Source organism: Micromonospora sp. NPDC049048 (assembly GCF_043197615.1).
Classification (GTDB): domain Bacteria; phylum Actinomycetota; class Actinomycetes; order Mycobacteriales; family Micromonosporaceae; genus Micromonospora.
The window spans coordinates 1-25493 of sequence record NZ_JBICTM010000002.1; the positions used below are offsets into that span (position 1 = coordinate 1).

The 25493-nt window shown below is 71.8% G+C and carries 18 protein-coding genes and 1 tRNA gene; 6 read left to right on the forward strand and 13 right to left on the reverse strand.

The window, feature by feature from the left end; translation table 11 throughout:
• Positions 1 to 374: 374 nt before the first annotated feature.
• Complete coding sequence (locus tag ACGFIG_RS05385; RefSeq protein WP_392999485.1) at positions 375 to 1607, reverse strand: cytochrome P450; 1233 nt, start codon at positions 1605 to 1607, stop codon at positions 375 to 377.
• 239 nt (positions 1608 to 1846) lie between these two features.
• Here ACGFIG_RS05385 and ACGFIG_RS05390 point away from each other — a divergent pair, with 239 nt between their 5' ends.
• Complete coding sequence (locus ACGFIG_RS05390; protein WP_392999487.1) at positions 1847 to 2710, forward strand: 3-hydroxybutyryl-CoA dehydrogenase; 864 nt, start codon at positions 1847 to 1849, stop codon at positions 2708 to 2710.
• 1 nt (position 2711) lies between these two features.
• The gene (locus tag ACGFIG_RS05395) at positions 2712 to 3197 is read left to right on the forward strand and encodes a pyridoxamine 5'-phosphate oxidase family protein (RefSeq protein ID WP_392999489.1); all 486 of its coding nucleotides are present in this window, start codon (positions 2712 to 2714) and stop codon (positions 3195 to 3197) included.
• A 28-nt stretch (positions 3198 to 3225) separates the two neighbouring features.
• Here ACGFIG_RS05395 and ACGFIG_RS05400 read toward each other — a convergent pair whose 3' ends face one another.
• From ACGFIG_RS05400 to ACGFIG_RS05430, 7 genes are all read right to left on the reverse strand, one after another.
• A complete protein-coding gene (locus ACGFIG_RS05400; RefSeq protein WP_392999491.1) occupies positions 3226 to 3858 on the reverse strand; it encodes a hypothetical protein in 633 nt (210 codons plus the stop codon).
• Between the two features lie 2 nt (positions 3859 to 3860).
• On the reverse strand, positions 3861 to 5585 hold the full coding sequence (locus tag ACGFIG_RS05405) for an acyl-CoA dehydrogenase family protein (protein ID WP_392999493.1): 1725 nt from the start codon (positions 5583 to 5585) through the stop codon (positions 3861 to 3863).
• A gap of 97 nt (positions 5586 to 5682) precedes the next feature.
• Entirely contained in the window at positions 5683 to 6732 is a 1050-nt protein-coding gene (locus tag ACGFIG_RS05410) for a methyltransferase (protein ID WP_392999495.1), read from the reverse strand.
• Entirely contained in the window at positions 6729 to 7472 is a 744-nt protein-coding gene (locus tag ACGFIG_RS05415) for an N-acetyltransferase (RefSeq protein WP_393001315.1), read from the reverse strand. The genes ACGFIG_RS05410 and ACGFIG_RS05415 overlap by 4 nt, the downstream gene beginning before the upstream one ends.
• Positions 7473 to 7491: 19 nt before the next feature.
• Positions 7492 to 8250 carry a leucyl/phenylalanyl-tRNA--protein transferase gene (locus ACGFIG_RS05420; protein WP_392999497.1) on the reverse strand — a complete coding sequence of 253 codons (759 nt, stop codon included), beginning with the start codon at positions 8248 to 8250 and terminating at the stop codon, positions 7492 to 7494.
• Positions 8250 to 11264 carry an amino acid adenylation domain-containing protein gene (locus ACGFIG_RS05425; protein ID WP_392999499.1) on the reverse strand — a complete coding sequence of 1005 codons (3015 nt, stop codon included), beginning with the start codon at positions 11262 to 11264 and terminating at the stop codon, positions 8250 to 8252. Before ACGFIG_RS05425 ends, ACGFIG_RS05420 begins: the two co-directional genes overlap by 1 nt.
• Before the next feature lie 244 nt (positions 11265 to 11508).
• Positions 11509 to 12420 (reverse strand): LuxR C-terminal-related transcriptional regulator, encoded by a 912-nt coding sequence (locus ACGFIG_RS05430; protein WP_392999501.1) that lies wholly within the window; start codon positions 12418 to 12420, stop codon positions 11509 to 11511.
• A gap of 166 nt (positions 12421 to 12586) precedes the next feature.
• On the opposite strand from ACGFIG_RS05430, the gene ACGFIG_RS05435 reads away from it, so the two are divergent.
• Positions 12587 to 13528, forward strand: coding sequence for an isopenicillin N synthase family dioxygenase (locus tag ACGFIG_RS05435; RefSeq protein WP_392999503.1), 942 nt, complete (start codon positions 12587 to 12589; stop codon positions 13526 to 13528).
• 60 nt (positions 13529 to 13588) lie between these two features.
• Here ACGFIG_RS05435 and ispH read toward each other — a convergent pair whose 3' ends face one another.
• Both ispH and ACGFIG_RS05445 read right to left on the reverse strand, forming a co-directional pair.
• The gene (gene ispH / locus ACGFIG_RS05440; protein ID WP_392999505.1) at positions 13589 to 14533 is read right to left on the reverse strand and encodes a 4-hydroxy-3-methylbut-2-enyl diphosphate reductase; all 945 of its coding nucleotides are present in this window, start codon (positions 14531 to 14533) and stop codon (positions 13589 to 13591) included.
• Between the two features lie 232 nt (positions 14534 to 14765).
• Positions 14766 to 15350 carry a TetR/AcrR family transcriptional regulator gene (locus tag ACGFIG_RS05445; protein WP_392999507.1) on the reverse strand — a complete coding sequence of 195 codons (585 nt, stop codon included), beginning with the start codon at positions 15348 to 15350 and terminating at the stop codon, positions 14766 to 14768.
• 93 nt (positions 15351 to 15443) lie between these two features.
• On the opposite strand from ACGFIG_RS05445, the gene ACGFIG_RS05450 reads away from it, so the two are divergent.
• Positions 15444 to 16835 carry an MFS transporter gene (locus ACGFIG_RS05450; protein WP_392999509.1) on the forward strand — a complete coding sequence of 464 codons (1392 nt, stop codon included), beginning with the start codon at positions 15444 to 15446 and terminating at the stop codon, positions 16833 to 16835.
• Positions 16836 to 17001: 166 nt separating this feature from the next.
• Here ACGFIG_RS05450 and ACGFIG_RS05455 read toward each other — a convergent pair whose 3' ends face one another.
• From ACGFIG_RS05455 to ACGFIG_RS05465, 3 genes are all read right to left on the reverse strand, one after another.
• Entirely contained in the window at positions 17002 to 21342 is a 4341-nt protein-coding gene (locus ACGFIG_RS05455; RefSeq protein ID WP_392999511.1) for a trypsin-like peptidase domain-containing protein, read from the reverse strand.
• Positions 21343 to 21374: 32 nt separating this feature from the next.
• Positions 21375 to 21725, reverse strand: a complete 351-nt coding sequence (locus ACGFIG_RS05460) for a CU044_2847 family protein (protein WP_392999513.1) — start codon at positions 21723 to 21725, stop codon at positions 21375 to 21377.
• Positions 21726 to 22240: 515 nt separating this feature from the next.
• Positions 22241 to 22316: transfer RNA gene (locus ACGFIG_RS05465), tRNA-Lys, on the reverse strand.
• 187 nt (positions 22317 to 22503) lie between these two features.
• Between ACGFIG_RS05465 and ACGFIG_RS05470 the strand changes: the two genes are divergently transcribed.
• Entirely contained in the window at positions 22504 to 23778 is a 1275-nt protein-coding gene (locus tag ACGFIG_RS05470) for an Ig-like domain-containing protein (RefSeq protein WP_392999515.1), read from the forward strand.
• Positions 23779 to 24166: 388 nt separating this feature from the next.
• Complete coding sequence (locus tag ACGFIG_RS05475) at positions 24167 to 25480, forward strand: Ig-like domain-containing protein (protein ID WP_392999517.1); 1314 nt, start codon at positions 24167 to 24169, stop codon at positions 25478 to 25480.
• The last annotated feature ends 13 nt before the right edge of the window (positions 25481 to 25493 follow it).

Here is a 25493-nt window from a genome sequence, read left to right on the forward strand (position 1 = left end):
TCGGCCTCGAACCCGGCCGCGAACTCCAACAACTCCAACAACGCATCCTCGAACACGACGCCAAAATCCAGACACCCGTACTGGTCGGCTGAACCACCGGTTCCCCGGGAGCGGGCCCGCTCCTTCGACTACCGGTCGTGGCGGCCGGCGGTGAGTGGATTCGAACGCGATCAGGCGCAGTGGCTCCCGACGGTCTCGCCGACCGTCCGGGAGCCACTGCGCCTGTTCGTCACTGCGTTTGTCGTCGCCGCGCCTGTTGCCGCTGCGCGTACCGCCACTACGCCTGTTGTCACCGACGGCGGTCCCGGCAGCGACAATTGCGCGCACCGCTGCTGCCCGGCCCGCGATCCCGGGCCGGGCAGCGCGGGGTGCGCCTACCGGTGGTTCAGCAGCACCGGCAGCGACGCCACGTCGTTCGCCATGAACGAGCGCAGCGGCTCGATCTCCTCCGGCGACACGGCCAGCGCGAGCTGCGGGAAGCGCGCGAACAGCGCCGGCACCGCCACGGCCGCCTCCAGCCGCGCCAGCCGGGCCCCGGGGCAGAAGTGCGGGCCCGCCCCGAACGCGAGGTGCTCCTTGTTGTCCCGGTCGATGTCGAACACCTCCGGGTTCTCGTGCACGGCCGGGTCGCGGCCGTGCGCCAGGTAGCTGATGAGGATGGCGTCGCCCGCCCGGATGACGGTGCCCTCGCCGAGGTCGATGTCCTCCTTCGCCCAGCGCATCGGGAGCGCCGCCACCGGGCAGTGCGCCCGCAGCGCCTCCTCGATCGCGTCCGGCCAGCGGGCCGGGTCGGCGACGAGGGTGGCCAGCTGGTCCGGGTGGGCGAGCAACTCGCGGACGGTGTGGTCGATCAGCGTCACGGTCGTCTGGCTGCCGCCGCCGATGAGCAGCAGCAGCATGTCGACCAGCTCCTGCTCGGCGAGCGGCTCCTCGCCCTCCACCCGGGCCGCCATCAGGAAGCTCGTCAGGTCGTCGGACGGCTCGCGGCGCTTGAGGTCGATGAGCGTACGCATGGCGACGTTCATGTCGACGTAGACCGCGGCCGACTCCTCCTCCGGCACCTTGTCGGTGTTGAGCACCACCCGCAGGATGCGCAGCACCTCGGGCCGCAGGTCGTCCGGCACCCCGAACAGGTCGCAGATCACCCTGGTCGGCAACTGCTGGGAGTACGTGGTGTGCAGGTCGACCGGCTCGTCCGACGGATGCGTGGCCAGCTCGTCGAGCAGCCGTCGGGCGACGAGTTCCACGTGCGGACGCATGGCGTCGATCCGCTTCGGGGTCAATGCCGGCGCCACCATCTGCCGCAGGCGCTGGTGCTCGCGGCCCTCCGCGGTGGACATGGACTGGACGTCCACCCACGGTGCCAACCACTTGATCTCGCCGGGGGTGTAGCTGGGCACGTTCTTCGTGACGTTGCGCGAGACCCCGGGGTGGGTCAGCAGGCGCCGGACCACGTCGCCACGGGTGATCGACCAGGCCAGCATGCCTTCCGGCAGCTCTACGGCCACCGCGGGGCCGGCCGCGCGGAACTCGTCAATCTGCGCGTACAGGCACTTGCCGCCGCGACTGTCGATTTGGGCGGTGGGGGCAGCGCTGAAGTCGACCATAGTGCGCCTCCTACGATGATGTGGGAACGCAAAAAAAGGTAACTGTCGATCGGGAACTGCCGGGTAACGGCCCTCTCGCACCCGCCACGAATTCGACTGGACAAAGGCGCTGATCATTGCGTCGGACCGGTGGACCAGCCTATCGTCCTTCCACGGCACGTGTCAGGGAGCGGCGATCCCGCCCTACTCACCGAATTCCGCGGCAACCCATTTGTTAACGCGTGTGCGGAGGCAGAAACATGGACAGGATTCGTCGGGTCGGCGTCGTCGGGTGCGGAGTCATGGGCGCCGGGATCGCCGAGACGTGTGCGAGGGCCGGGTCGGACGTGCTCGTCGCGGTGTCGCGACCGGCCTCCCTCGCGGCGGGCCGGGCCCGGTTGACCGCGTCGTTGGACCGCGCGGTGGGCCGGGGCAAGCTGAGCGAGGAGGACAGGGACGCGGCACTGGCCCGGGTGTCCTTCACCGCCGACCTGGCGGACTTCGCCGACCGGCAGCTGGTGATCGAGGCCGCGTCGGAGCAGGAGTCGATCAAACTCGACCTGTTCGGCACGCTCGACAAGGTCGTCGAGGACGAGGACGCGATCCTCGGCTCCAACACGTCCTCCCTGCCGATCGTGAAGCTCGGCGGCGTCACCGCCAGACCCGAGCGGGTGGTCGGCATCCACTTCTTCAACCCCGCGCCGGTGCTCCCGCTCGTGGAGGTCGTCGGCTCGGTGCGTACCGACGCGCGGACCGTCGAGACGGTCGACGCGTTCGTCACCGACGTGCTCGGCAAGCAGGTGGTCCGCGCCAAGGACCGGGCGGGCTTCGTGGTGAACGCGTTGCTGATCCCGTACCTGCTCTCCGCCGTCCGGATGGTCGAGTCCGGGATGTCGACGGTGACCGACATCGACAAGGCCATGACGCTCGGCTGCGCGCACCCGATGGGCCCGCTGCGCCTCGTCGACCTGATCGGGCTCGACATCGTGGCCGCGATCAGCGAGTCGCTCTACCGGGAGTTCCGGGAGCCGCACTACTCGCCGCCGCCGCTGCTCGCCCGCATGGTGGCCGGCGGCATGCTCGGCAAGAAGTGCGGCCGGGGCTTCTACGAGTACGGGCGCTGAGATGGCGCTCGCGGACCGGCTGCACCGCGTCCTCGCCGACGCGAAGTACCTGTCCCTGTCCACCGTCTCCCCCGACCGTCGGCCGTGGACGTCCGTGCTCCAGTACGCGTGGCTGCCCGACCCGCTGCGGTTGCTGTTCGGCTCCGCGACGCAGTCCCGGCACAGCAGACACGTGGCGGCCCGCCCGGCGGTGAGCGGGGCGCTCTTCGTCACCGGCGGCGGGCTCACCGAGGTCGACGGCGCCCAGTTCACCGGCACCTGCCGGGAGCTGACCGCCGACGAGGTACGCGCACACCACGCCACGTTCTACGACGCCCTGCTGCCGGACGAGGCGAGCAGGGCGGAGTACACGCTGCCGGTGTCGGCCCTGCTGCCGCCGGCGGAGCACCGCGTCTACCAGGTCACGGTGGACCGCGTGTGGCTCGTCGACACCAGCACCTGGATCGAGGACCGGATCGACCGCCGGATCGAGGTGGACCTGCCCTGAGTGGGGCGGGTCCACCCCGGTCCCGGGGTCACTCGGTCATCGTCGCCCAGAACACCGCCTCGTAGGCGTGCACCATCCGCGCCACGCGCAGGAGCTCCACCGCGTCGTCGCCCGCCGCCAGGCCCCTCGACACCACCCCGGCCGCCTGCTCCAGCACCTCGTCCGGGGTCTCGGCGAAGTAGCGGAAGTGCGCGACCGCCTCGTCGGAGAAGCCGTACCGGCTCTGGAGGGCGTCGGCCATCCGGGCGTAGAAGCCGCCCGACTCCTCGACGTTGACCAGCAGGGCCAGCGGGATCGCCGAGCGCGGCCCGAACACGGCGGTCCGCACGATGAAGGAGGGGTACGCCTGGGCCAGGGGCCTCGGCTCGTACGCCCGCAGCTCCTTCTCCCCCATCCCCACCGCGGCGGCGAAGGCGGGCAGCAGCCCCAGCGCCTCCTCCTCGGCGCCCGCCATGCCCAGGAACAGCGGCTCGGGGAAGCGGGCCGCCAGGAACGCGAAGCTGCTCCGGTCGCTGGACACCAGGTGGTGCAGCTCGCCGGCCAGGGCGCGCAGCCGGTCGGCCGGCACCTCACCGCGCTCCAGCAGCTCCAGGAACCGGTTGGGCGCCAGCTCCAGCGACCGCCTGCCCTGTGCCACCAGCTCTGCCACGTGCTCGTCCATGGTCACCTCCTGATCGTGCGGTGCAGGTTCGGGCCGCTCGCCGGTCCCGGTGCGGGCTCGGCGATCCACGGCCCCTCGATGGACGCGTCGAGCACGCCCTCCTCCAGCCAGGTGAAGCTGCCGCCCAGCACCCGCCGGGCGAGCACGGCGTCGTCGCCGTCGGTGTTGTCCCGCAGCCGCCGGCGCAGCTCCGCCACCCGCTGGCGGGACTGGCGGCAGAACGCGTCGGCCAGCTCGGTCGCCGTACCGCCGAGCGCCCTGGCGTACACGCAGGCGGCGGTCATCGCGTACAGCTCGGCGGCCACGTCCACGACGCGGCCCAGGAACAACTGCCGCTGGGCCACCGCCTCGCCCCACCGCCGCCGGCCGTCGGCGAGGTGCCGGGCCAGCTCGACGCTCGTCGCGTCGACGAACGACAGGTGCCCGGCCAGGTCGCCGAAGCCGGGCGGCGGCGTGACGGGCGTGGGCCGTTCGGCCGGCTCCGCCTCGTCGGCCAGCGCGTCGGTGGCGACGAACACCCGCAGCGCCTCGCTGGAGCCGTCGAAGATCCGGCCGACGCGCAGGTCCCGGAACAGCTGCTCGACAGGGACGCCGCGCTCACCGCGGGCGGCGGCGGACTCCGCCGTCTCGTACCCGCGACCGCCCCGGATCTGCAGCAGCTCGTCGGCGATCCGCCACGCCTGCTCCGACGCGAACAGCTTCGCCAGCTCGGCCTCCGTGTGCGTGTCCAGCAGGCCCGCGTCGGCGTGCCGGCCGGACACCTCGACCATGGCCTCCAGGGCGAAGGCGGTCGCCGCGATGTACGCGATCTTGCCCGCCACCGCCTCGTGCTCGCCGATCGGCCGGTCCCACTGCACCCGGACGCCCGACCACTCGCGGGCGATCTTCAGGCTCCACTTGGCGGCGGCGGCGCAGACGGCGGGCATCGAGAGCCGGCCGGTGTCCTGCGCGGCGAGCGCCACCTGGAGCCCCTGCCCCTCCGGGCCGATCCGGCGGCTCTCGGGCACCCGGACCCCGTGCAGCCGGACGACCCCGTTCTCCAGCCCGCGCAGGCCCAGGAAGGAGCTGCGGTGCTCGACGGTGACCCCCGGCGCGTCGGCCTCCACCACGAACGCGGACATGCCTCCCGGGCCGCTCTCCGACGGCGGCACCAGGGCCATCACCACGATCAGGTGGGCGATGGTGCCGTTGGTCGTCCACAGCTTCACCCCGTCGAGCCGGTAGCCGCCGTCGCCCGTGGGGGTGGCGGCGGTCCGCATCCGGAACGGGTCGTTGCCGATGTCCGGCTCGGTGAGGGCGAAGGCGGAGATCTCGCGTACGCACCTCGGCAGCAGCTCGCGCCTCTGCGCGTCGGTGCCGAACAGCCGCAACGGCTGGATGAGGCCGATCGCCTGGTGGGCGCCGAGCAGCTCACCGAGCGAGGAGTGCGCGCTGCTGACGATCATCAGGGCGCGGTGGTAGCAGACCCCCGACAGGCCGAGCCCGCCGTACTCCCGGGGGAGCTTGATGGCGAACGCGCCGAGGTCGCGCAGGCCGTCGACCACCTCGTCGGGGATCCGGTCCTCGCGCTCGATGAGCCGCCCGTCCACCTTGTCCGTGCAGAACGCGCGCAGCCGCGCGAGGAACGCCTCGGCGTCGGCGTCGATCCCGGCGTCGGGCAGCGGGTCGAGCAGGTCGATCCGCAGCCTGCCGCGCAGCAGCTCGCTGCCGAAACTCGGTCTGGACATCGTTGCCTCCCCGGTCGACGGGTGCTCTGGTGCGGGACGCGGACGGGCCACGTCCGCCCGCCGCAGCGGTGCGGACGTGGTCCGTCGTACGGGGCGGTCAGCTCGCCGGCACGGCCTTGATCAGCGACAGTGGGCCCGCGGCGCCGTGCCCGCACCACTCGACGGTGAAGCCGGTCCCGGCGAGCAGGGCCCGGAACTCGCTCTCGGTACGCTCCCGGCCGCCGGCGGTGACCAGCATGTTGATGTCCGTGTAGAACATCACCGGGTTGTCGGTGTTCGCGGTGTCCGGCAGCACCGATCCGACGATCAGCAGGGTCGCGTGGGCGGGCATGTGCGCGCGTACCGTGCTCAGCAGCTCGCGGGCCTTCTCGTCGTTCCAGTCCTGGAAGACGCTCTTGATGATGTACAGGTCGCCGCCGCCCGGCACGGACGCGAAGAAGTCGCCCGCGACGATCTCGCAGCGCTCGGAGACCCCGGCGGCGGCGAGCACACCGGCGGCCTCGGCCACGCCCGCGGCGCTGTCGAAGCACACCCCCGCGAGGTGCGGGTGGGTGCCGAGGATCGCGGCGAGCAGCGTGCCGTCCCCGCCGCCGACGTCCACGACGGTACGGACGCCGGAGTAGTCGTACCCGTCGGCGACGAGCTGGGCGGACGCCCTCGACTCCTGTCCCATCGCCACGTTGAACAGCGCGGACAGCTCGGGGTGCTCGGCGAGGTGCACGTACGCGTTCCGGCCGTGCACGTGGTCGAAGGCGCACTCGCCGGTCTCGATGGTGTGCCGCACCTGCTGCCAGGACGAGAACAGCGCGGGATTGGTGAAGAACCGGGTGAACGCCCACAGCGAGTTCGGCGAGTCGGTGCGCAACTGCTCGCCCACCTCGGTCAGCCGGAACTCGCCCGGCGTCGGCTCGGTCAGCAGGCCGATGGCCGCGAGGGTGCGCAGCAGCCGGTGCAGCGACGGCGTGTGGGTGCCCGTCGCCTCGGCGAGCTGCGCGCTCGTGACGCGGCCGTCGTGGATGTGGTCGGCGAGCTTCAGCTCGGCGGCGAGCGCGAGCGACTGCGAGGCCATGTACCCGCCGATGATCTCGATCAGCGCGGCACGGTTGCGGATCTTGGAGGCCAGGGGGGCCGGAACGGTGCTGGTCATCGGTCATGCCTTTCCGCGAGAGGGTGTCGAACCCACACGTTGGGCTCGATGTAGACGGCGTGGTCGTGGTCGACGTTCACCGCGACCGGGGTCAGGGCACCCGGCACGACGACCGGTCCGCTGGTGTCGAACGGCAGCCCGGTCCAGGCGCGCCACTGCGCGAGGCTGCCGGAGATCGTCATGGAGGCCGGGCAGACCTGGAGGATCTGCCCGCCCGCCCGGGCGTGGACGCGCAGCCACGGGTCGACCGGCAGCCCGTCGTCGCGGGTCCGGGCGGCGTACCCCGTCATCGGCGCGTGCGGCTCGGCGTGCTTGCCGCTGGGCCGGACCGGCCCCACCACGTCGCGGAGGCCGTGCCGGCGGGCGTTGTCCTTGACCGCCGCCAGGATGCGCCCCGACATGTTCCGGGCCTGCATGCCCGGCACCACGGCTATCTCCAGCGCGCACAGGGCGGTGAGCTCGCGCCCGGCGGCGGTGTCGAGCATGCTCAACCCCAGCACCGCGTCCCAGCCGGTGTCGGGCAGGCTCGCCGCGTCGCCGTCCCAGGCGAACGGCACGCTGGCCGCGCGGGCGATCACCGTGTCGTCGGCGTCGAGCACGACGAGCTGGTGTTCCGGGTACCGGTCGAGGGCCCAGCCGACCACCATCGGCTCGGGCGGGATGTAGTCGGGCCAGGACGCCTCCATCTGGAGCATCCCGTCCCGCAGGTCCGGTCGCTCGGCGAGCGTCAGCACCCGCATCGTGGTCACCTCCGTCGCCTCAGGCGGCCAGGCTGCGCGCGGGCAGCGGGTCCGCGAACATGGCGCAGTTGTCGTCGGCGTGCTTGCGCAGCAGCGCCAGGTATTCGCCACGGGGCACCGCGACCGCACCGATGAGCTTCGCGTGGTCGCCGTCGTGCTGGACGTCGACCGCCACGCCGCCGCTGTCCGCGACGCGCCGCACCAGGCACGCGACCGCCACCTTCGCGGCGCCGCTGCGCAGGGCGAACTGGGAGTCGGCGCTGAACACGCCGCCCACCCGTACGCCGAACGTGCCGCCGACCAGCTCGTCGCCCTCCCACACCTCGACGCTGTGGGCGTACCCGGCCGCGTGCAGCTCGCGCAGCGTCGACACGAGCCGGTCGGTCAGCCACCGGGGCTCGCGGCCGGCGCGGCAGTGCTGCACCACCCGGTCGAAGCAGGCGTCGAGCGTCGTCGTCCACTCGACCTTGTTGCGCAGCTGCCGCCGCAGGCTGCGCTGGATCCGGGCCCGGTCGACGTGGATGACGGGACGCGGGTCCGGCGAGCACCAGGCCACGGCGTACGGGTCGCCGCTGCCGGCGAGGACCGCGATCCGGCCGGCCGCGACGTCCGCCTCGTAGGTGAACTCGCTGACGATCTTCCGTTCCTCGGTGTCGGCCGGGAACGGGAACAGCCCGTGCCGGTACGCGTCCAGCAGCGCCGGCGCGGACAGGTCGTCGCCGAACGCGACCGGCCCGTCGGCGGGGGCGTCGATGAGGTCGAGCGTCTCCCAGCCCATCACGCGGCCCGCAGGAACTCGGTGCGGGTCAGGTAGCCGATGTAGCGGTCGAGCATCCCGGCGTCCACCGTCGGGATCTCGATGCCGCTGCCGCGCAGCGCCTGCTCCACGTTGGTGCGGGAGAAGACCGGGAACGTCGTCTCCAGGTACATCTCCGCGACGCTCATCTGGCCGGTCGCGCAGCGGTCGATGAACAGCGGCGCGAAGGGGGTCATCGGATGGTCGGGCTGCTCCACCGCGACCCGCACCATCTCGTCGAGCCACTCGGCCCACGGCACCTCGCGGATGTCGTGCCCGTGCGCCCGCAGGCGCTCGACCAGCACCGAGATGTTGACCTTCCCCGGGTTGGTGAGGTGGTAGACCTCGCCGGCGGGCCGGGACGCCCGGGCGATGTGCGCGACCGCCGCGGCGAAGACGTCGACCGGCGTGTAGTCCAGCGGCAGCTCCGCGACCGGGGCGGTGCCGGTGTCCACCACGAACTTCTTCATCGCGCACATCTCGGTGGCGATGTTCCACGCGCCGTTGACCCGGTCGCCGGAGATGTCGGCGGCCCGGTAGATCGCCACCGGCAGCCCCTGCTCCGCCGCCCGGTGCAGCAGCGCCTCGGCCACCCACTTGCTCTCCACGTACCCGACGGAGAGGTGGTCGGCGTACGCCAGCGGGGTGTCCTCGTCGACGTGCCGGACGCCGGCGGTGCCGAAGCCCGCCACGACGGCCATGGTCGAGGTGTAGTGGATCGGGACGTTGCGGTGCCGGGCGGCCATCCGGATGATCTCGCGGGTGCCGTCCACGTTCGCCGGCCGCATGTGCGAGTACGGGTAGATGAAGTTGACGGTTCCGCCGGGGTGGTGGATGACGTCGACCGTACGCGCCAGCTCGTCGAACGCCGCCTCGGAGAGGCCGAGCCCGGGTGCCGCGAGGTCGCCGGGGACGGCGACGATCCGACCCGTCGCCTGGTGACCGGCGAGGTCCTCGCCGAAGTAGTGTCGCGCGTTGGCCTGGATGCGGGCCAGTCCCTGCTCCGGGCCGTCGGCGCGCACGAGGCAGTGCACCACGGCGTCCGTGCTGTCCAGCAGCTCCCGCAGCAGGTAGATGCCGAGGAAGCCGGTGGCGCCCGTGAGGAACACGTGGCGGGGGTCCCGCCAGCGCGGCTCGTCGGGCACGTCGCGCCGGATCTCCACGTCCAGCTCCGTCTCGGCGGCGAAGTCCACCCGCTTGCGCGTGTCGTCGCCGGCGAGCGTGCCGGCCCGCGCCTCGCGTACCGCCCGGGCCAGGCCGCGCGGCGTCGCGTCCTCCAGCAGAAGGCGGATCAGCGGGCGTACCTGGGTGATGAGCACCCCGAAGGAGCCACGGATCTTCGCGAGCAGCTCGGCGGCGAGGATCGAGTTGCCGCCCTGCGCGAAGAAGTTGTCGTCGGGCAGCACCCGGGGCACGCCGAGCACCTGCCCCCAGAGCCGGGCCACGCCGCGCTCCACCAGGTCGACGGGCGCGTCGTCCACGCTCTCCGCGACGACCGCCGTGGTGTGCGGCGAGGGCAGCGCGGCCAGGTCGACCTTGCCGTTCGCCTTCAACGGCAGCTCGTCGAGGGCGACGAACGCCGTCGGCACCATGTAGCGGGGCAGATAGCGGCCGACGAACTCGCGCAGCTCCGCGACGTCCAGGGGTCGTGGGCCGGTGTGGTACGCCACCAGGCGCCGCTGGCCGTCGTGCTCGTACGTGGTGACGGCGACCGTGTCGACGCCGTCGTGTGCCGCGAGGGTCGCCTCGATCTCGCCGGGCTCCACCCGGAAGCCACGGATCTTCACCTGCCGGTCGATGCGCCCGACCACCTCGAGGTTGCCATCGGTGGTCCAGGCGCCCAGGTCGCCGGTGCGGTACATCCGCGCGCCGGGCTCGGACGCGAACGGGTCGGGGCGGAAGCGCCCCGCGTCGTCCTCGGTCAGGTATCCGCGTGCCACGCCCCGACCGCCGATGTGGATCTCACCGCGCTCGCCGGGGGCGGCCGGTCGGCCCTGCTCGTCGAGGACGTACACGACGGTGCCGGGCAGCGGCCTGCCGACCGGCGCGGGGCCCCGGTCGGGCAGCACGTCGGCGGTCAGCTCCATCAGGCAGGAGGTGATCGTGGTCTCCGTGAGCCCGTAGGCGTTGACCAGCCGCACTCCGGGCATCAGCGCCAGCGCCGTACGGCAGTCCTCCGCGTTGACCGACTCGCCGCCCACGATCACCAGCCGGACGGGCAGGTCCCCGGCCTCCGCGCCGACCTCGGCGAGGAAGCGGCGCCAGTACGCCGGGGTCAGGTCCATCACGGTGATGCCGTGGTACCGCAGCCGCTCCGGCAGCTCGCTGGGCGCCCAGCCCACGTCGGGCAGCACGAGCGTCGCGCCGCCGAGCAGCGCGACCGTGATCTGTTCGATGGAGGTGTCGAAGGGGAGCGCGCCGAACTGCAACACCCGGTCGTCGGGGGTGACGCCGTAGCGGCCGGCCAGCTCCCCGCACAGGTAGCTCAGCGATTCGTGGTTCACCACGACGCCCTTCGGCGTACCGGTGGAGCCCGACGTGTAGATGACGTAGGCGGCGTCCCCACCGCCCACCGTCACGGCCGGGGCGGTGGCGGGTCCGTCGGCGACGCTCGCCGTGAGCGCCCGGACCGGCAGGCCGGCGAAGCGCGCCACGTCCCGCTCGTGGGTGACCACGGTGGTGCAGTCGGTCTCCTTCACGAACGCCTCGACGCGGCTGTCCGGCAGCCCCGGGTCCACGGGCAGGTAGGCCCCGCCCGCCTTCCAGCTGGCGAGCAGGCCGACGATGGCGTCGATGGAGCGTTCCAGGTGGACCATGACCACGGAGTCCGCGCCGACACCCTGGTCGACGAGGTGGCGGGCCAGGCGGTTGGCCCGGCGCTCCAGCTCCGCGTAACTGATGCACGCGTCGCCCTGCACGACCGCGGTCCGGTCGGGCTGCGACGCCGCGCGGGCGGCGATGAGTTCGTGGACACGCGGTTGCGTACGGATGATCATGTTTTCCCTCGGGTGTGAGCACGGTCGTACCCGTGGATTTACCTGCCGCTGAACCAACGAATTTCGATACGGGCGACACTACTGCCTCGCGGCGGTTCCCCCGACTACCAGAATGAGCACGGTCCGGAATGGACACTACTCATGAGAGTAGTCTTCGGGACGCGGTCCACCCTTCGCCGAATTCGGCTTCGAAGGCACCGGAAAATGCGACGTGACGGATATGGTCCGGAGGGTTCGGACGGCCCTACGCCGCCGAGGAGACCGGCACGTGGCGGACGAGTTCCGCCCGCGAGGAGATGCCCAGCCGGCGGAACAGGCCGCGCAGGTGGTAGTTGACGGTGTGCGGCGACAGCCGCACCCGGGTGGCGATCTGCCGGTTGGTCATGCCCTCGGCGACGAGTCGCGCGATGGCCCGCTCGACGCCGCTGAACGACTCCCACGCGCCGCCGGTGTCCTGGCCGTGTTCCCTGACGACGGCCGCGGAGCGCAGGCCGATCCTGCGCCGCAGGTCGGCGGGGGCCACGGGCTCCGCGGACGGGTCGGCGGCGCGGGGCGCACCGGTCACGGCCCGCCGCCGGCGCAGGCGGTCACGGTCGGCGCGGAGTGCCTGCCGCACCGCGGGCGGCAGCGCGTCGAGCACCGCCCACCACACCAGCTCGTACCGGAAGGTGAGGTCGTCGCCCACCCAGTGCAGCAATCCGGCGTCGAGGAGCGCGTCGAGGTCCGGCAGCATCTGGGCGGTGTTCCGGCCGGTCATCGCCGCCAGCTCCGTGAGCCGGCAGGACCGGCCGAGCACGGCGGCCACCCGCAGCAGCTGCCAGGACCCGGTCGGCGCGCCGCGCAGCGTGGCCCGGACCACCTCCTGGATCCGCCCCGGCGTCCGCGCCCGCCCGGGCCCGTCCGTGACGCCCTCGGCGTGGATCCCCTCGGTCAGGGCGGTCAGCAGCAGGCGGTTCCCCTCGGCGGCGGCGACGAGCACGCGTACGGCCGGGTCCACCACGGCTGCGTCCGGATCGGTGGCCCGCTCCGGGGGGCGCCGGAGAGCGGCCTCCGACGGGCCGGCGACGAGCCGGCTGACGACATCTTCGGAAAGCGGGCGGCCCGCATCGGCGAGCGGCCCGACCGGCTGCGTCAACTGCTCATCCTCGTACGCCACAACACAATCGTGCACATGAATGTATGCCGGTCTCAACATTGCCTTACCGTCAGGTGCGCCGAGCAATTACCCGCACGTGGGGGGAGCGGGACAACGGGCACTTCCCGATGGGTGACTTGCGATTGCTTCCATCAATGTATTGACGTCGCGAGAGAGGCGGGCAGTTGTGGAACCCGTTGTGGTCCAGGATTTCGTACCGACGATCGACCTGTCGGGCCGCACGACCGCCGAGGGACGCGCGGCCGTCGCGGCAGCCGTCGGCAAGGCGTGCGAGGGTTCGGGCTTCTTCACCGTCGTGGGGCACGGCGTACCCCAGGACCTGGTGAACCGCATGTACGCCACCACGAAGGCCTTCTTCACCCAGCCGGAGCAGGAGAAGGACCGGAGCGCGAACCGCGGCTCCGGGGTGTCGGGGCTGCGCCGCCCGGGCGGCCCGTACGAGGCGTTCGCCGCGCACGTGACGGGCGACCTGAGCGACGAGGAGCGTGCCCGGCTCGGTACGCACCCGGCCACCTGGAAGGCGGCGAACATCTGGCCGGACGACGACTTCAAGGCGGTCTGGCACGAGTACATCGCCGCCATGACCGACCTGTCGGCGGACATCATGCGGCTGTTCGCGATCGCGCTCGGGCTGCCGGAGGACTTCTTCGACAGCAAGTTCGACGAGCACGTGTCGCTGATCATCGCCAACTACTACTACCCGGCGCCGGACGACGACGTGCTGCGGCGGGAGATGCACACCGACTGGGGCAGCCTCACGGTGCTCTACGTGGAGGACGAACTGGCCGGCCTCCAGGTACGCCGGGACGACGACGACTGGATCGACGTGCCCGCCGTCCCCGGCAGCTTCGTGGTGAACATCGGTGACCTGATGGCCTTCTGGACCGGCGGCCGGTGGGCGTCGACCGTGCACCGGGTGGTCAACCCGGAGGGGACGGACGCGCCCTCCCGCGTCTCCATCCCCTTCTTCTACCTGCCCAACCACGACACCACCATCGAGCCCATGCGTCCGCTGGCGCAGGAGAGCGCCGAGGCCGGGCTCGACCGGGTGACCGTCGGCGAGTGGTTCTCGCACAAGATGCAGTCGACGTACCAGGCCTCCGCGTAGTCGACCCTTGCAGCGCCCGCCGGACCACCCCGCAGCGGTGGTCCGGCGGGCGCCCCGGTGTCAGAGGGAGCGCACCGCGCCCGGCATGGTGAACTCGATCGTCTCGCGGGCGACCTCGCGCTCCACCACCGTCACCGGCCCGCGCGCCCGCAACGCCTCGATGACGCCCGAGACCAGGCGCGGCGGGGCGGACGCGCCGGCGGTGACCCCGACCGTGGTGACCCCCGCCAACCACTCCGGCAGGATCTGCGCCGCGTCCTCGATGAGGTGGGCCGGGCGGCCGGTGCGGCGGGCCAGCTCGACGAGCCGTTGCGTGTTCGCCGAGTTGGTCGAGCCGACCACGAGCACGAGGTCGGACTCCTCGGCGACCGTACGCAGCGCCGCCTGCCGGTTGGTCGAGGCGTAGCAGATGTCGGCCGAGGACGGCCCGCGCAGGGCGGGGAACCGTTGGCGCAACACGTCGAGCACCTGGGCGGTCTCGTCGACGGCGAGCGTGGTCTGGGTCAGGTACGACACACGCTCCGGGTCGGACACCTCGACCGTGTGCGCGTCCTGGAGCGACTGCACGAGGACCATCTGGTCCGGCGCCTCGCCCAGGGTGCCCTCGGTCTCCTCGTGCCCCGCGTGCCCGACGAGGAGGACGGTGTCGCCCCGGTCGGCGTACCGGCGGGCCTCCGAGTGCACCTTCGCCACCAGCGGGCACGTCGCGTCGAACACCTCCAGGCCCAGCCGGGCGGCCTCGGCGCGCACCACGGGCGACACCCCGTGCGCCGAGAACACCACCGTCGCGCCGACGGGCACCTCGTCGAGTTCCTCGACGAACACGGCGCCGCGCGACTCCAGCTCGGCGACGACGTGCGCGTTGTGGACGATCTGTTTACGTACGTACACCGGGCTGCCCCGGCTGGCCAGCGCACGCTCGACGATCTCGATCGCACGCTCGACACCGGCGCAGAACGCACGCGGTGCCGCGAGCAGTACCGTTACGGACTCGGCTTCGGACATCGCGCACTCCTTCCCACGCATCTCCGCAGTATCGAGCCGCGTCCTCGCAATCCGGTGGGATCCGGGTGGAGGCCCAGCCCCGGCGTCCGGCCCCGAGCCCCGCCCCGGCCAAGCCGGCGGCCGGTCCACGTCCAACGGGCCGGTCCGTATCCAACGAGCCGGTCCACGTCCAGCGGGCCGGTCCAAGCCTGCGGCCCGGCCCCGGGGCCACCGGGCCGCGTGCGGGCGTCCGCTATCCGTCGACGCGGTAGGCGGCGAGGACCGTCTCGGAGATGAGGCGCGGGGCGTCCGCCCGGTCCACCTGTCCGCTGGCCACGTCGACGGCGGCGCCCTTCATGATCTGGTAGAGGACGCTGGTCAACCAGCTGGCCGGGAGGTCGACCCGGAACACCCCCTCGGCCTGGCCCCGGCGGATCAGCTGGTCGACGCGACGCGCCGGCTCGGCGTGCAGCTCGTGTACGCGCCCGGGCGGCAGCGACGCCTGCGCCGCCTCCAGCACGGCGCTCGACTGGGCGATCAGCAGCCAGCTCGACCGGATCAGGACGCGCAGCGCATCGCGCGGATCGCCGGTCAGGTCGAGGCCCGCCAGGAGTTCCTCGCCCTCGGCCAGCACCCGGGTCAGCGCCGCCTCGACCAGGGCGTCGCGCGACGGGAAGTGGCCGTAGAGGGTCACCCGGCCGACCCCCGCCGCCTGCGCGATCTCGCTGACGCTGGCGTCGGGGTCCCGGCTCAGGCAGTTCACCGCCGCCTCCAGGATCCTCTCCACGTTGTGTTGGGCGTCGGCGCGGCGGGTCGGCCTGGCGGATGGGCGAGTCATGGAACTTCCCCTAAGTCGAACAGAGGTGCATGAGTTAACGTGTCTCCGTAACTCGAACACTACCGTTCAACTTCGCGGAGGAGCCTGGCAGCCATGGCGGAACCTGTGACCGCAACCGAAACTCCCACGCCAGCCGGTCCGCACCCCGGGCGCTGGCGGATCCTGGGCCTCGTCGGCATCGCCCAGCTGATGCTGATCCTGGACGTCACCGTCGTCGCGATCGCCCTGCCGCACATGGGGGCGGACCTGGGGATGGACCGGGAAGCCCTGACGTGGGTGGTGAGTGGCTACACCCTCACCTTCGGCGGCCTGCTGCTGCTCGGTGGCCGCGCCGCGGACCTGTTCGGCGCCCGGCGCCTCGTCCTCGCGGGACTCCTGCTGTTCAGCGTCGCGTCCCTGACCGCCGGGCTGGCGACCAGCGGCCCCATGCTGCTGGGCGGTCGCATCGGCCAGGGCCTCGCGGCGGCGATCCTCTCCCCCGCCGCGTTGTCCCTCGTCGTCACGACGTTCGACGGCGACGAGCGCAACAAGGCGCTCGGCATCTGGTCGGCGCTCGGCGGCGGCGGCGCCGCCCTGGGCGTCCTCCTCGGTGGCCTGCTCACCGCAGGCCCGGGCTGGCCGTGGGTGTTCTTCGTCAACGTGCCGGTCGGGATCATCCTGCTGCTGGCCCTGCGGATGCAGCTCCCGCCCCAGGCGCCCACGGGCGCGACGGGCCGGCTCGACGTGCCCGGCGCGGTGCTGGTGACGGCGGCCACCGGCTCGCTCATCTACGCGCTGATCCGCGCCGGCGACGTCGGCTGGGGCAACCCGACGATCGTGCTGCTGCTGGTGGCCGCCGTGGCCCTCTACGCGGCGTTCGTCGTCCGCCAGCGCCTCGCCGCGAGCCCGCTGATGGACGTACGGCTCCTGCTCCGCCGGCCGGTGGCGACGGGGGCGCTGCTGATCCTCGTCGCGACCGCGCTGATGATCACCGTCTTCTTCCTGGGCACGTTCTACCTCCAGGACTACCAGGGCTACGGCGCCCTGCGCACCGGGCTGCTCTTCCTGCCCGTGGCCATCACCACCATGCTCGGCGCGAACGCCGCCGGCCGCGTCATCGGTCGGATCGGGGCGCGCACGCTCGGCGTCCTGGGCCTGCTCATCGCGGCGGCGGGCATGGCGGTCCCCGCCGTCGTGGACGGGACCCTGGCCCTCGTCGTCGGGGTCAGCGTCGCCGCCTCCGGCACCGGCGTCCTCTTCGTCGTGGCCTCCGCCGTCGCGCTCGGTCAGGTCGCGCCGCACGAGGCCGGTCTCGCGTCCGGCATCGTCAGCACCTTCCACGAGTTCGGCGCCTCGCTCGGCGCGGCCGTCGTGTCGAGCATGGCCGCGGCCAGCATCGCGGGCACCAGCACCGAAGGCTTCTCCCGCGGCTTCACCACCGGCGCCGTCATCGCCGTCGCCGCCGCGGTCCTGGCCTTCGTCCTCACCCCCAAGCCGGCCCACTGACCCCGGCCCGGTGGCCGGCGGGGGCCCGCCCGCCGGCCACCGGGTCGGATCCCACGCACACGCCGACCGTACGCCCGGCACCGGTCCCGGCCATTGCGGCCTGAGGGTTCGCTTGCGGGTCGACCCCGCGAGTCGCTACAGGTGGCGTAGGCAGGCCGGCCGTCGGTCAACAGGGCGAACCGGCACCGATAGGGTCGAGCACCTCCCGATCGACCTCGGTGACCCCGCCGTGTGTCCGGCACACCTGCTCGTGCCAACTCCGGGGATCGGCGCTGACGCGTCCCCACCCGGCGTTGTCGTAGGACACGAGCATCTCTCCGCCCTTCGGGGAGAGCTGCTCGGCGGTACCCGCCACCGGCAGGACGACCTGCGCCGCTCCGTTCCCACGCAGCCTGTCCCACAACGGCGCGGGCTCGGTGCGCTGCACCACGAGGCCTCCCGCCGCGGACAGCGCGATGCGGCCCGGCGTCGCGAGCCAGTGCGGGTTGGTCCCGTTCAACTCGAAGCGTCGAGTGTCCCGGCCGCCATCCGTGCTTTGCAGCAGTAGCGGGCCGTCGCTGTAGGTGATCGCCAGGCGGCTCCCGTCCGGGTGCAGGGCCAGGCCGTAAGCTGACCGCCCCCGATCATCAGCGAGCGGCTGCCAGCCCCCTTCCCGGCGGCCGGCGGCAAGGTTCCACGTCTCGATGGAGTTGTCCGGTCCCGTCAGGACGAACAACACCGGCCGCGTCGGATGGGGCACCGCGAGTACGTGGCTGTCCGCGATCCGGAACGGTGCACCGCGTGGCGCGCCGGTGCGGGCGTCCCACACCGAGGTCGTTCCATTGCAGATGACCACCAGGGTCGCCCCGGAATAGGCCCAGCTCAGTGAGGGCAGGTAACCGGAAAGCGCGGTCGTGGCGGCGCATTGCGGCACGGCGATCGTCGCCAGTCGCCGCATCGTCCGGGTCTCCCACAGCGCGAGCGAGCCAGGTGCGGTCCCCGGGGTGGCGACCAGGGTGCCGTCGCCGGTGAAGGCGAGTGACTTGCCCAGCTGCCAGCTGGTGGCCCAGCCCGGCGTCGCCCGCTCGGTGCTCACCGCCCGTCGTCGACCGGTACCTCTGTCCCACACGCTCAGTACCCCGTCCTGCCCCTGCACCACGACGAACGTGTCCGTCGGGTCGTACGCGGCGGCTCGGGCGGAGGCCAGTGCGAAGTCGACGGAGTCGGCTGCGGGGAACTCCAGCACCGCGATCCCTCCGTCGCTGTTCACGGTCAACACGCCGCTGCCGTCCGGGGCGGCCCGCAGCCGCAGGAGGGAGTCGGTGCCGTCGAAGTAGCTGACGGGTGCCGGGAACGCGGCGACCTGACGGCGGGCGCGGTGGTCCCATATCTCGACAGCCTCGTCCAGCAGGTGCAGGCGCTGGCCGCCTTCCTCGAACGGTCCGTTCTCGAGCAGGGCAGTGAACCCTTGTGCCAGATCCACCGCGGCGTAGGCACAGTAGCTCGGGTCCACGGATCTGGGTACGTCGGCGAGCAGGGGCCGCTCACGACCTGTCTCCAGGTTGAGCAGCAGATAGTCCACCCGCTGGACCGAGCCGCCGCGCCCTTTCCGGGGGCGGCACAGCACAAGCTCGGAGCCGTCCGGAAGGGAGCCGACGACCTGGGTGCCGGCTGCCATCGGGGTCACCGGCCCCTGGGACGGCCGGAAGAGTCCGTAGCGGATGCCGTTCCTGTCGTCGTACGTGACGACGCCGAGGCGGCCGTCCGGACCGAGGCGGAGCGACGCACCGTGCCGCGCCTGTGGCTGCACCGGCAGGCGGGACCGCTCGCCTCGGTCGGCGCCGGTAGCAGTGTCGATCACTCCTGCCGTGTCGCCCACGACGTACCCGAGGCTGGTGCCGGTGTGGTCGAGCGCGAGCCTGACCGGTCCGTCGGTGAAGAGGTCCGCCACCGGCCGGGCCAGCGGGCGCCGGGCCACCGCCTTCCCGTTGGTCGCGTCCCACAGGGTCATGACGTTGTCGGTCAGGGTCGCGACGGTGCGCCCGTCGCCACTGATGGCAGCGGCCTTGGCCCTCGTGGGCAGGACGACGGCCTGGGGCGGGCGGCCGGCGGTCAGGGTGTCCAGCCGCCACACCTCGACCCCGCCCCCGCCGCCGTCGTAGGCCAGTTGGGCCTCCTGGTTGGCGCTGGTGGTGAGCATCTCGTGTCCGGAGCGCCAGCTTCGCGCAGGTGGTGACACCGACCGTACGTAGCGGTAGCTGCGGTAGGCATCCGCCAGAGCCTCCCGGGTCCTGGGTGTGTCTGCCCGGGTGAACGCGTCAGCCGCCACCAGCGCGCCGGTACGCCCGCCCCGGGTGAACGACGCGCGCTCCAGTAGCCCGTGGGCCGCCCCGGCCGCAGCCTGCTGCTTACTCGTCCGGTCCCGCCACCACCACAGGCCGGTGGAGGCGACCACACCGGACAGCAGCACCAGGACGACCGTGAGGGCTGCGGCCACCATCATCCGGGCGGTGCGGCGTAGGCGGGTGCTCGCCAGGACGAACTCCCGCTCCGGCACGCTGAGGTCGCCGTGATCCGCGTTCATCAGCGCCTCGGCCCGGCGTAGCTCGGTGCCTTCGAGCAATGCGGGTCGGTCGTCGGTGCCACCAGCCCAGGCGAGGACCCGGTGGCGCACGTCGCTGCGCCACCGGAGCAACTCTTGCGATTCGGTCAGCCACCCGGCCAGACGGGGCCACTGGGCCATCAGGGCGTCGTGCGTGAATTCCACTGTCTCGTTGCCGTCCACCGCGACGCGGAGCACCAGCATCCGGGTGGTGGCCAGCACCTGGGCCAGTTCCCACTGGGTCACGTCGAGTTCTTCGCGGCGGGCGATGCGGCGGGCGTGCCCACCGTCCTCGAGCGGCAGGGCCAGGTGCAGAGCGAGACGCCTCGTCTGCTCGCGCTCCTGCGGACCGAGGTCACGGCTCCACACCTCGTCCAGGTGCTGGGCGATCGGGCCGGCGCCCTGCTGGCTCTGCTGGTAGGCCTCGTGGGTGAGCAGTCCGTCGGCGGTCTGCCGTTCCCACAGGTACGTCAGGGTGGCCTGGAGAACCGGAAGACAGTACGGCTGGTCGCGTAGATCGGCGATGATCCGCTCGGCCAGTGCCGGCTCGTATCGCACCGTCCCGGCGGCGCGCACCGGCTCGGTCACGACCCGGTGCAGTTCCTCGGTGTCCATGGGGTTGACGTCGATGACGGTGGGCGCCACACGGGCGAGCCCTTGCACGGCCGCGGAGCCGTCACCGTCCGGGGACGTGCCGGTGAGGTCGGCCAGCACATCGGTACGCGAGGCGATGACCAGCCGGACGTCCGGCGGTCGTTGGGACGCGCCGACCTCGGCCAGGCGCACCAGCATGGCGAGGAAGCGCCGGGCGGTCGTCGGATCCGCCGCCGACAACTCCTCGAACTGGTCGATGATGAGAACCAGGCAGCTGTACCGGAGTCGGTGGAGCACCCCGTGGACGTAGTCCTCGGGCGGTGCGTCCCTGAGTAACGCGGCGACCCTCCCCTCCGCCTCCAGCGCTTCCGCCGGCTCCCGCCCGGGGGCGACCAGCCGCTCCATCGCCGACGCGAGCGCCAGCCATGGATCGCTGCGGGCCGCCGGGCGAACCACGACCGGAAGGTACCCGTCCCGTCCGCGCAGGGCGGGCACGATGCCCGCGTGCAGCAGTGACGTCTTGCCGGCTCCGGACGCGCCTCTCACCAGGCAGACGCGACCGGCCGAGATGGCCGCGACCGTCCGGTCGATCAGGCGTTCGCGTCCGTGGAAGTTGCCGGCGTCGGACTCTTCGAACGGTGTGAGCATCCGGAACGGACAAGCGGCGCGGACGCGGTCGGCCAGCAGTGGCCATGCGGTGAGCACCGTGTCAGCGGGCAGAGCGAATCCCTCGACCGCCACACCGCGATGTCGCCGTACCGCGCGCACCAGGCCCACGACCTGCCCACGGTGGCGGTCCCAGAGTGGGGTGCCGCTGAACCCAGGCTCCACCCGTGGCGCGTCTGCGGTGGCGTCGGGTGCGAGTTGAAGCCAGCCGTGCCGGACGACGCCTCGAATCTCGCCGACGACCCACGTGCCGATGCCCACCGTGTCCCGCGCGGAGCTGCCGTAGGCCACGAATCCGTGGCCACTGACTTCGGCCGAGCGCGCCAACGGTGTGGGATGGACGCCCTCGGGCAGGGCGCCATACAGTCGCAGTCCCGCCACATCGCCTGATTCGTCTTCGGCGATCGGCTGCCAGATCTCGACCCGAGCGGTGAGAATACGGTCCTTGGTAAGGAGCGGGAACTCCAGCAGAACCGGGGCGTCAGGCACCGAGGCCGACGCCTCGGGAAACCGTTCCGGCAGTCCCAGTGCTCGCGCTACGACATGGGCGCACGTCACCACCTCGCGGGGACCGACCAGTAGGCCGAGTCCCATGCCGTTCCTGTCCGCGTCGAGGATACGGACGATCGACGCACGCAGCGGATACGCGGAAACGCCATCGAGCATGGGCAGGCGATCTTGCTCTGATGGGGGTCGGCTCACTCGTCGTCAGCCGATCCCCCCGGCGTGACTCCGCTCCGTTGCCATTCGAAAAGGACCTTCAACTGTCCCTCGACCCCGGTCTCGGCCAACACCAGTTTGCCCTTGGCAGTCACCTTGACACCCATCTCGATGGCCACCCGCTCGGGCGGGTGGGCCTGGTTCCACGCCTGCCGGACCACCCCGGCGGCCATCGTGCGGAACCGGGCGAAGGACTCCTCGAACGACTCGGTCACGCGACCCACGACGTCGCCCGCTCGACCTGCTGAAACAACTCCCTCCACCTGCTCGGTCACTTCAGCGAGCACGACCGAGCCGTCGGGCAGGGGTACTTCAACATAGAACGCCACTTGATCAGATCCCTCCGATGACCACCGAGTGTCCGAAGCTAGCATTGTCGACGGACGCAAGAATCCGAGCGGCCGCACGGAACTTCCCGGGTCGCAGGCCGCCCCGCGGCTGAACTTGCCCAGCCCTTTCCAGCTGCGAAGTCGCAGTGCGGATGCCGCCATCCGAAAGGCGGGCAGCTCACAGACCGCACCAGTAATCGTCCGGTCAGTCGCCAGCGTGGAACACCCCTTGGATCAACAGGGCATTCCGTCTGCTCACTGATACCGCTGAACGGTTCATCGAAGACGCGTTGTCGCGGCGGTGCGATTCGTGGTGACCCTCTGCACGGGCCCATCGACTCGATGCCGGGCAAGAGCCAGTGGTGTGCGACCGTCCGCGAGGCCTGCACCCGGTCCCCGCCAATGCCGGACGGGTCCAACGGCTCCCGAGCACCCACCGCGCGGACCACCCACCACCGGCGTACACGAAAAAGGCCCCGACCTGGTGTGAACCACCAGGCCGGAGCCTCTATTGCTGGTGCGCCGCCAGGGACTCGAACCCCGAACCCGCGGATTAAGAGTCCGCTGCTCTGCCAGTTGAGCTAGCGGCGCTCGTTGGCAACGGGGAGAACACTAGCACGCCCTCCGAGCGCCGTTCCAATCAGATACCCGGCTCCCCCCTTCGGTCGAGCTTAACGGGCAGACAGGGGCAAATTGCCCGGACGGACGACGACAGGGGGCGGACAAGGTGCGTCCATGCGGCACGATGTGCGCCAGGTACGCGAGAACAGAGGTGGGGATGGGCATGTTCGCGCGGGCCGGGGCGATGGTGGGCGTCCTCGGCCTGGTGGCGTCGCTGGCCTTGACGGGCTGCGACACGGAGCAGAAGAAGAACGCGGAGTTCGTCGGCGGCACCGCGCCGACCACGTCCGCCGTACCGGGCGCCACGGGCGCGGAGCCCGGCAGCGCCCCGGCCGCACCGAGTGGCCCGCCGTTGACGGTGAGCCCGGCCGACGGGGGGAAGAACAGGCCGGTCAGCTCCGAGATCAGCGCCGAGGTGCCCGGCGGCGGCAAGGTGTCCGGCGTCACGCTGACGACCGCCAACGGTAGCCAGGTCGAGGGCCGCCTGCGCGCCGACGGCTCGTCCTGGGTGCCGTCGAAGCCGCTGAAGTACGGCACCCGCTACACGGCCACGGTGACCGCCACCGGCCCCGACGGAGTGACCAGCCAGGGTACGAGCACCTTCACGACGATGGCGAAGCCCAAGTCGGTGATCAATTCCGGTCTCTACCTCTTCGACGACAAGACCTACGGCGTGGCGATGCCGGTGGTCGCCGAGTTCCACCCGGGGATCCCGAAGAAGGACCGGGCGGCGGTGCAGAAGCGCATGTTCGTGCAGACCGATCCGCCGCAGCCGGGCGCCTGGCACTGGGTGGAGAACGGCACCCAGGCCTACTACCGCGCGCCGGAGTACTGGAAGCCCGGCACCACCCTGACCGTCCGCATCGCGCTGGCCGGCATTCCGCTGAGCAACGGCCGCTACGGCAACGTCGACCGGGCGGCGACCGCCAAGATCGGTCGGGCCTTCGAGATGAAGGTGGACAACGCCACCAAGCAGATGACGGTGTACGAGGACGGCCAGGTGGTCCGCACCCTGCCGGTGAGCCTCGGCAAGAAGAAGACCCCCTCCTCCAGCGGCACGATGGTCGTCATGGAGAAGAAGGAGTCGACGGTCTTCGACACCCGCGACGATCCGGACCCGGCGAACCGCTACGTCACGGACATCGACTTCGCCCAGCGACTCACCTGGGGCGGCGAGTACATCCACGCGGCACCCTGGTCGGAGCACGTGCAGGGCCGGCAGAACGTCTCGCACGGCTGCGTCAACGTCTCCATGGCGAACGCGCGCTGGTTGTTCGGGAAGACCAAGGTGGGCGACCCGATCACCATCAAGGGCACCGAGCGCAGGCTGGCGCCGGGCAACGGCTGGACCGCGTGGAGCCTGAGCTGGTCCGAGTTCGTCAAGGGCAGCGCCGTGCCCGTGCCCGAGGCCGGCGAGAAGCCGGCCTTCTGAGGAACGGCCCACCGATGATCCGGCGACCGGCCCGCGACCGCGGGCCGGTCGCCGTCCTCGCCCCGGTCCGGCCGGGGCGCCGGCGACGCCCGGCTGCTGGTCGCGGCGGCAGAACTTGCCCACGACCTGGGCGCGCGACGTCCAGGTCGACACGCCGACGACGCACGGGAACCAGCGCCCGGCCAGGTGCGGAAGCGCGCGCCTGACAGGCCGGGCCAGGAGCCGCGCCCACCGGGCAGAGGCGAGCAGGATTCGGCAAGGCCGCGGATTTTATCAACATCCGGACATCCCGTACGGCGTGTTTCGGTTCACCCTGCGGAACGGGTACCTGTTCCGATGCGTCAGTGAGGGACGATGGGCAACCGGGGACCACAACTGTGAGGGAATCATGCGAGCTGTCCACAACCAGCTGATCCGGCGCGACGACGGCCGGCGGGGTGGCCGACGTCGCGGGCTCGCGGCGGGGGTGCTCGCCGTGACGCTCGCGCTGGCTTCCGGCTGCACCAGCGGTGGCGGAGACAAGCCCTCGGGCTGGCAGGACGGTGGCGGCCAGCCCGCCGCGCCGAAGGCGACGGCCACCATCGTCGAGCCCAAGGCCGACGCGAAGGACGTGCCCGCGTCGACCGGCATCACCTTCACCGCGACGGAGGCCGAGCAGACCAGCGTCGAGCTGAAGGACTCCGCCGGTGCGGCCGTCGAGGGCGAACTGGCCGCCGACGGGAAGAGCTGGCTGCCCGCCAGCGCGTTGAAGTACGCCGAGACGTACACCGCGACGGTGACCGCCACCGGCGACGACGGCAAGCCGGCCACGGCGACCAGCACGTTCACCACCATGGCGAAGCCCGGCAAGCAGGTGCGGATCAGCAGCTTCCTGGGCGACGACCAGGTCGTCGGCGTCGGCATGCCGCTGATCGTCAAGTTCAGCCGGGCCATCCCCGAGGACTACCGCGACGACGTGCAGAGCCGGATGACGGTCACCTCCTCGCCGGCGCAGGAGGGGATCTGGCACTGGGTCAGCCCGACCGAGATCCGCTACCGCCCCAAGCAGTTCTGGCAGGCGGACAGCAAGGTCTCCTACCGGGTCCAGGCCGGCGGCCTCCCGCTGGGCGACGGCTGGTACGGCCGGGCGGACCTCAGCGTCGACATCAAGATCGGCCCAGCGGTGGTCATGACGGTGGACAACAAGACCAAGCGGATGACGGTGACGAAGAACGGCTCCGTCATCAAGACCATCCCGGTCAGCCTCGGCAAGAAGAGCACCCCGTCGTCCAGCGGCACCATGGTGGTCATCGAGAAGCTGCGCAAGACGGTCTTCGACACCTTCGAGGAACTGGGCCCCGAGGAGGGCTACCGCACGAAGATCGACTACGCCCAGCGGCTGACCTGGGGCGGCGAGTTCATCCACGCCGCGCCCTGGTCCGAGGGGCAGCAGGGCCGGGTCAACGTCTCGCACGGCTGCGTGAACGTCTCGATGGCCAACGGCGCCTGGCTCTTCGCCAACACCCGCGTGGGCGACCCGATCACCGTCAAGGGCACCGAGCGCAGGCTGCAGAACGGCAACGGCTGGACCGACTGGAACATGAGCTGGGAGCAGTACGTCAAGGGCAGCGCCCTGCCGTACGAGCCGCCGACCGAGGCCACCCCGGAGCCCGGGGCCACCCCGGAGCAGAGCGGCGAGCCCACGGTCACGCCGACCACCTGAGCCCGCAACGCCG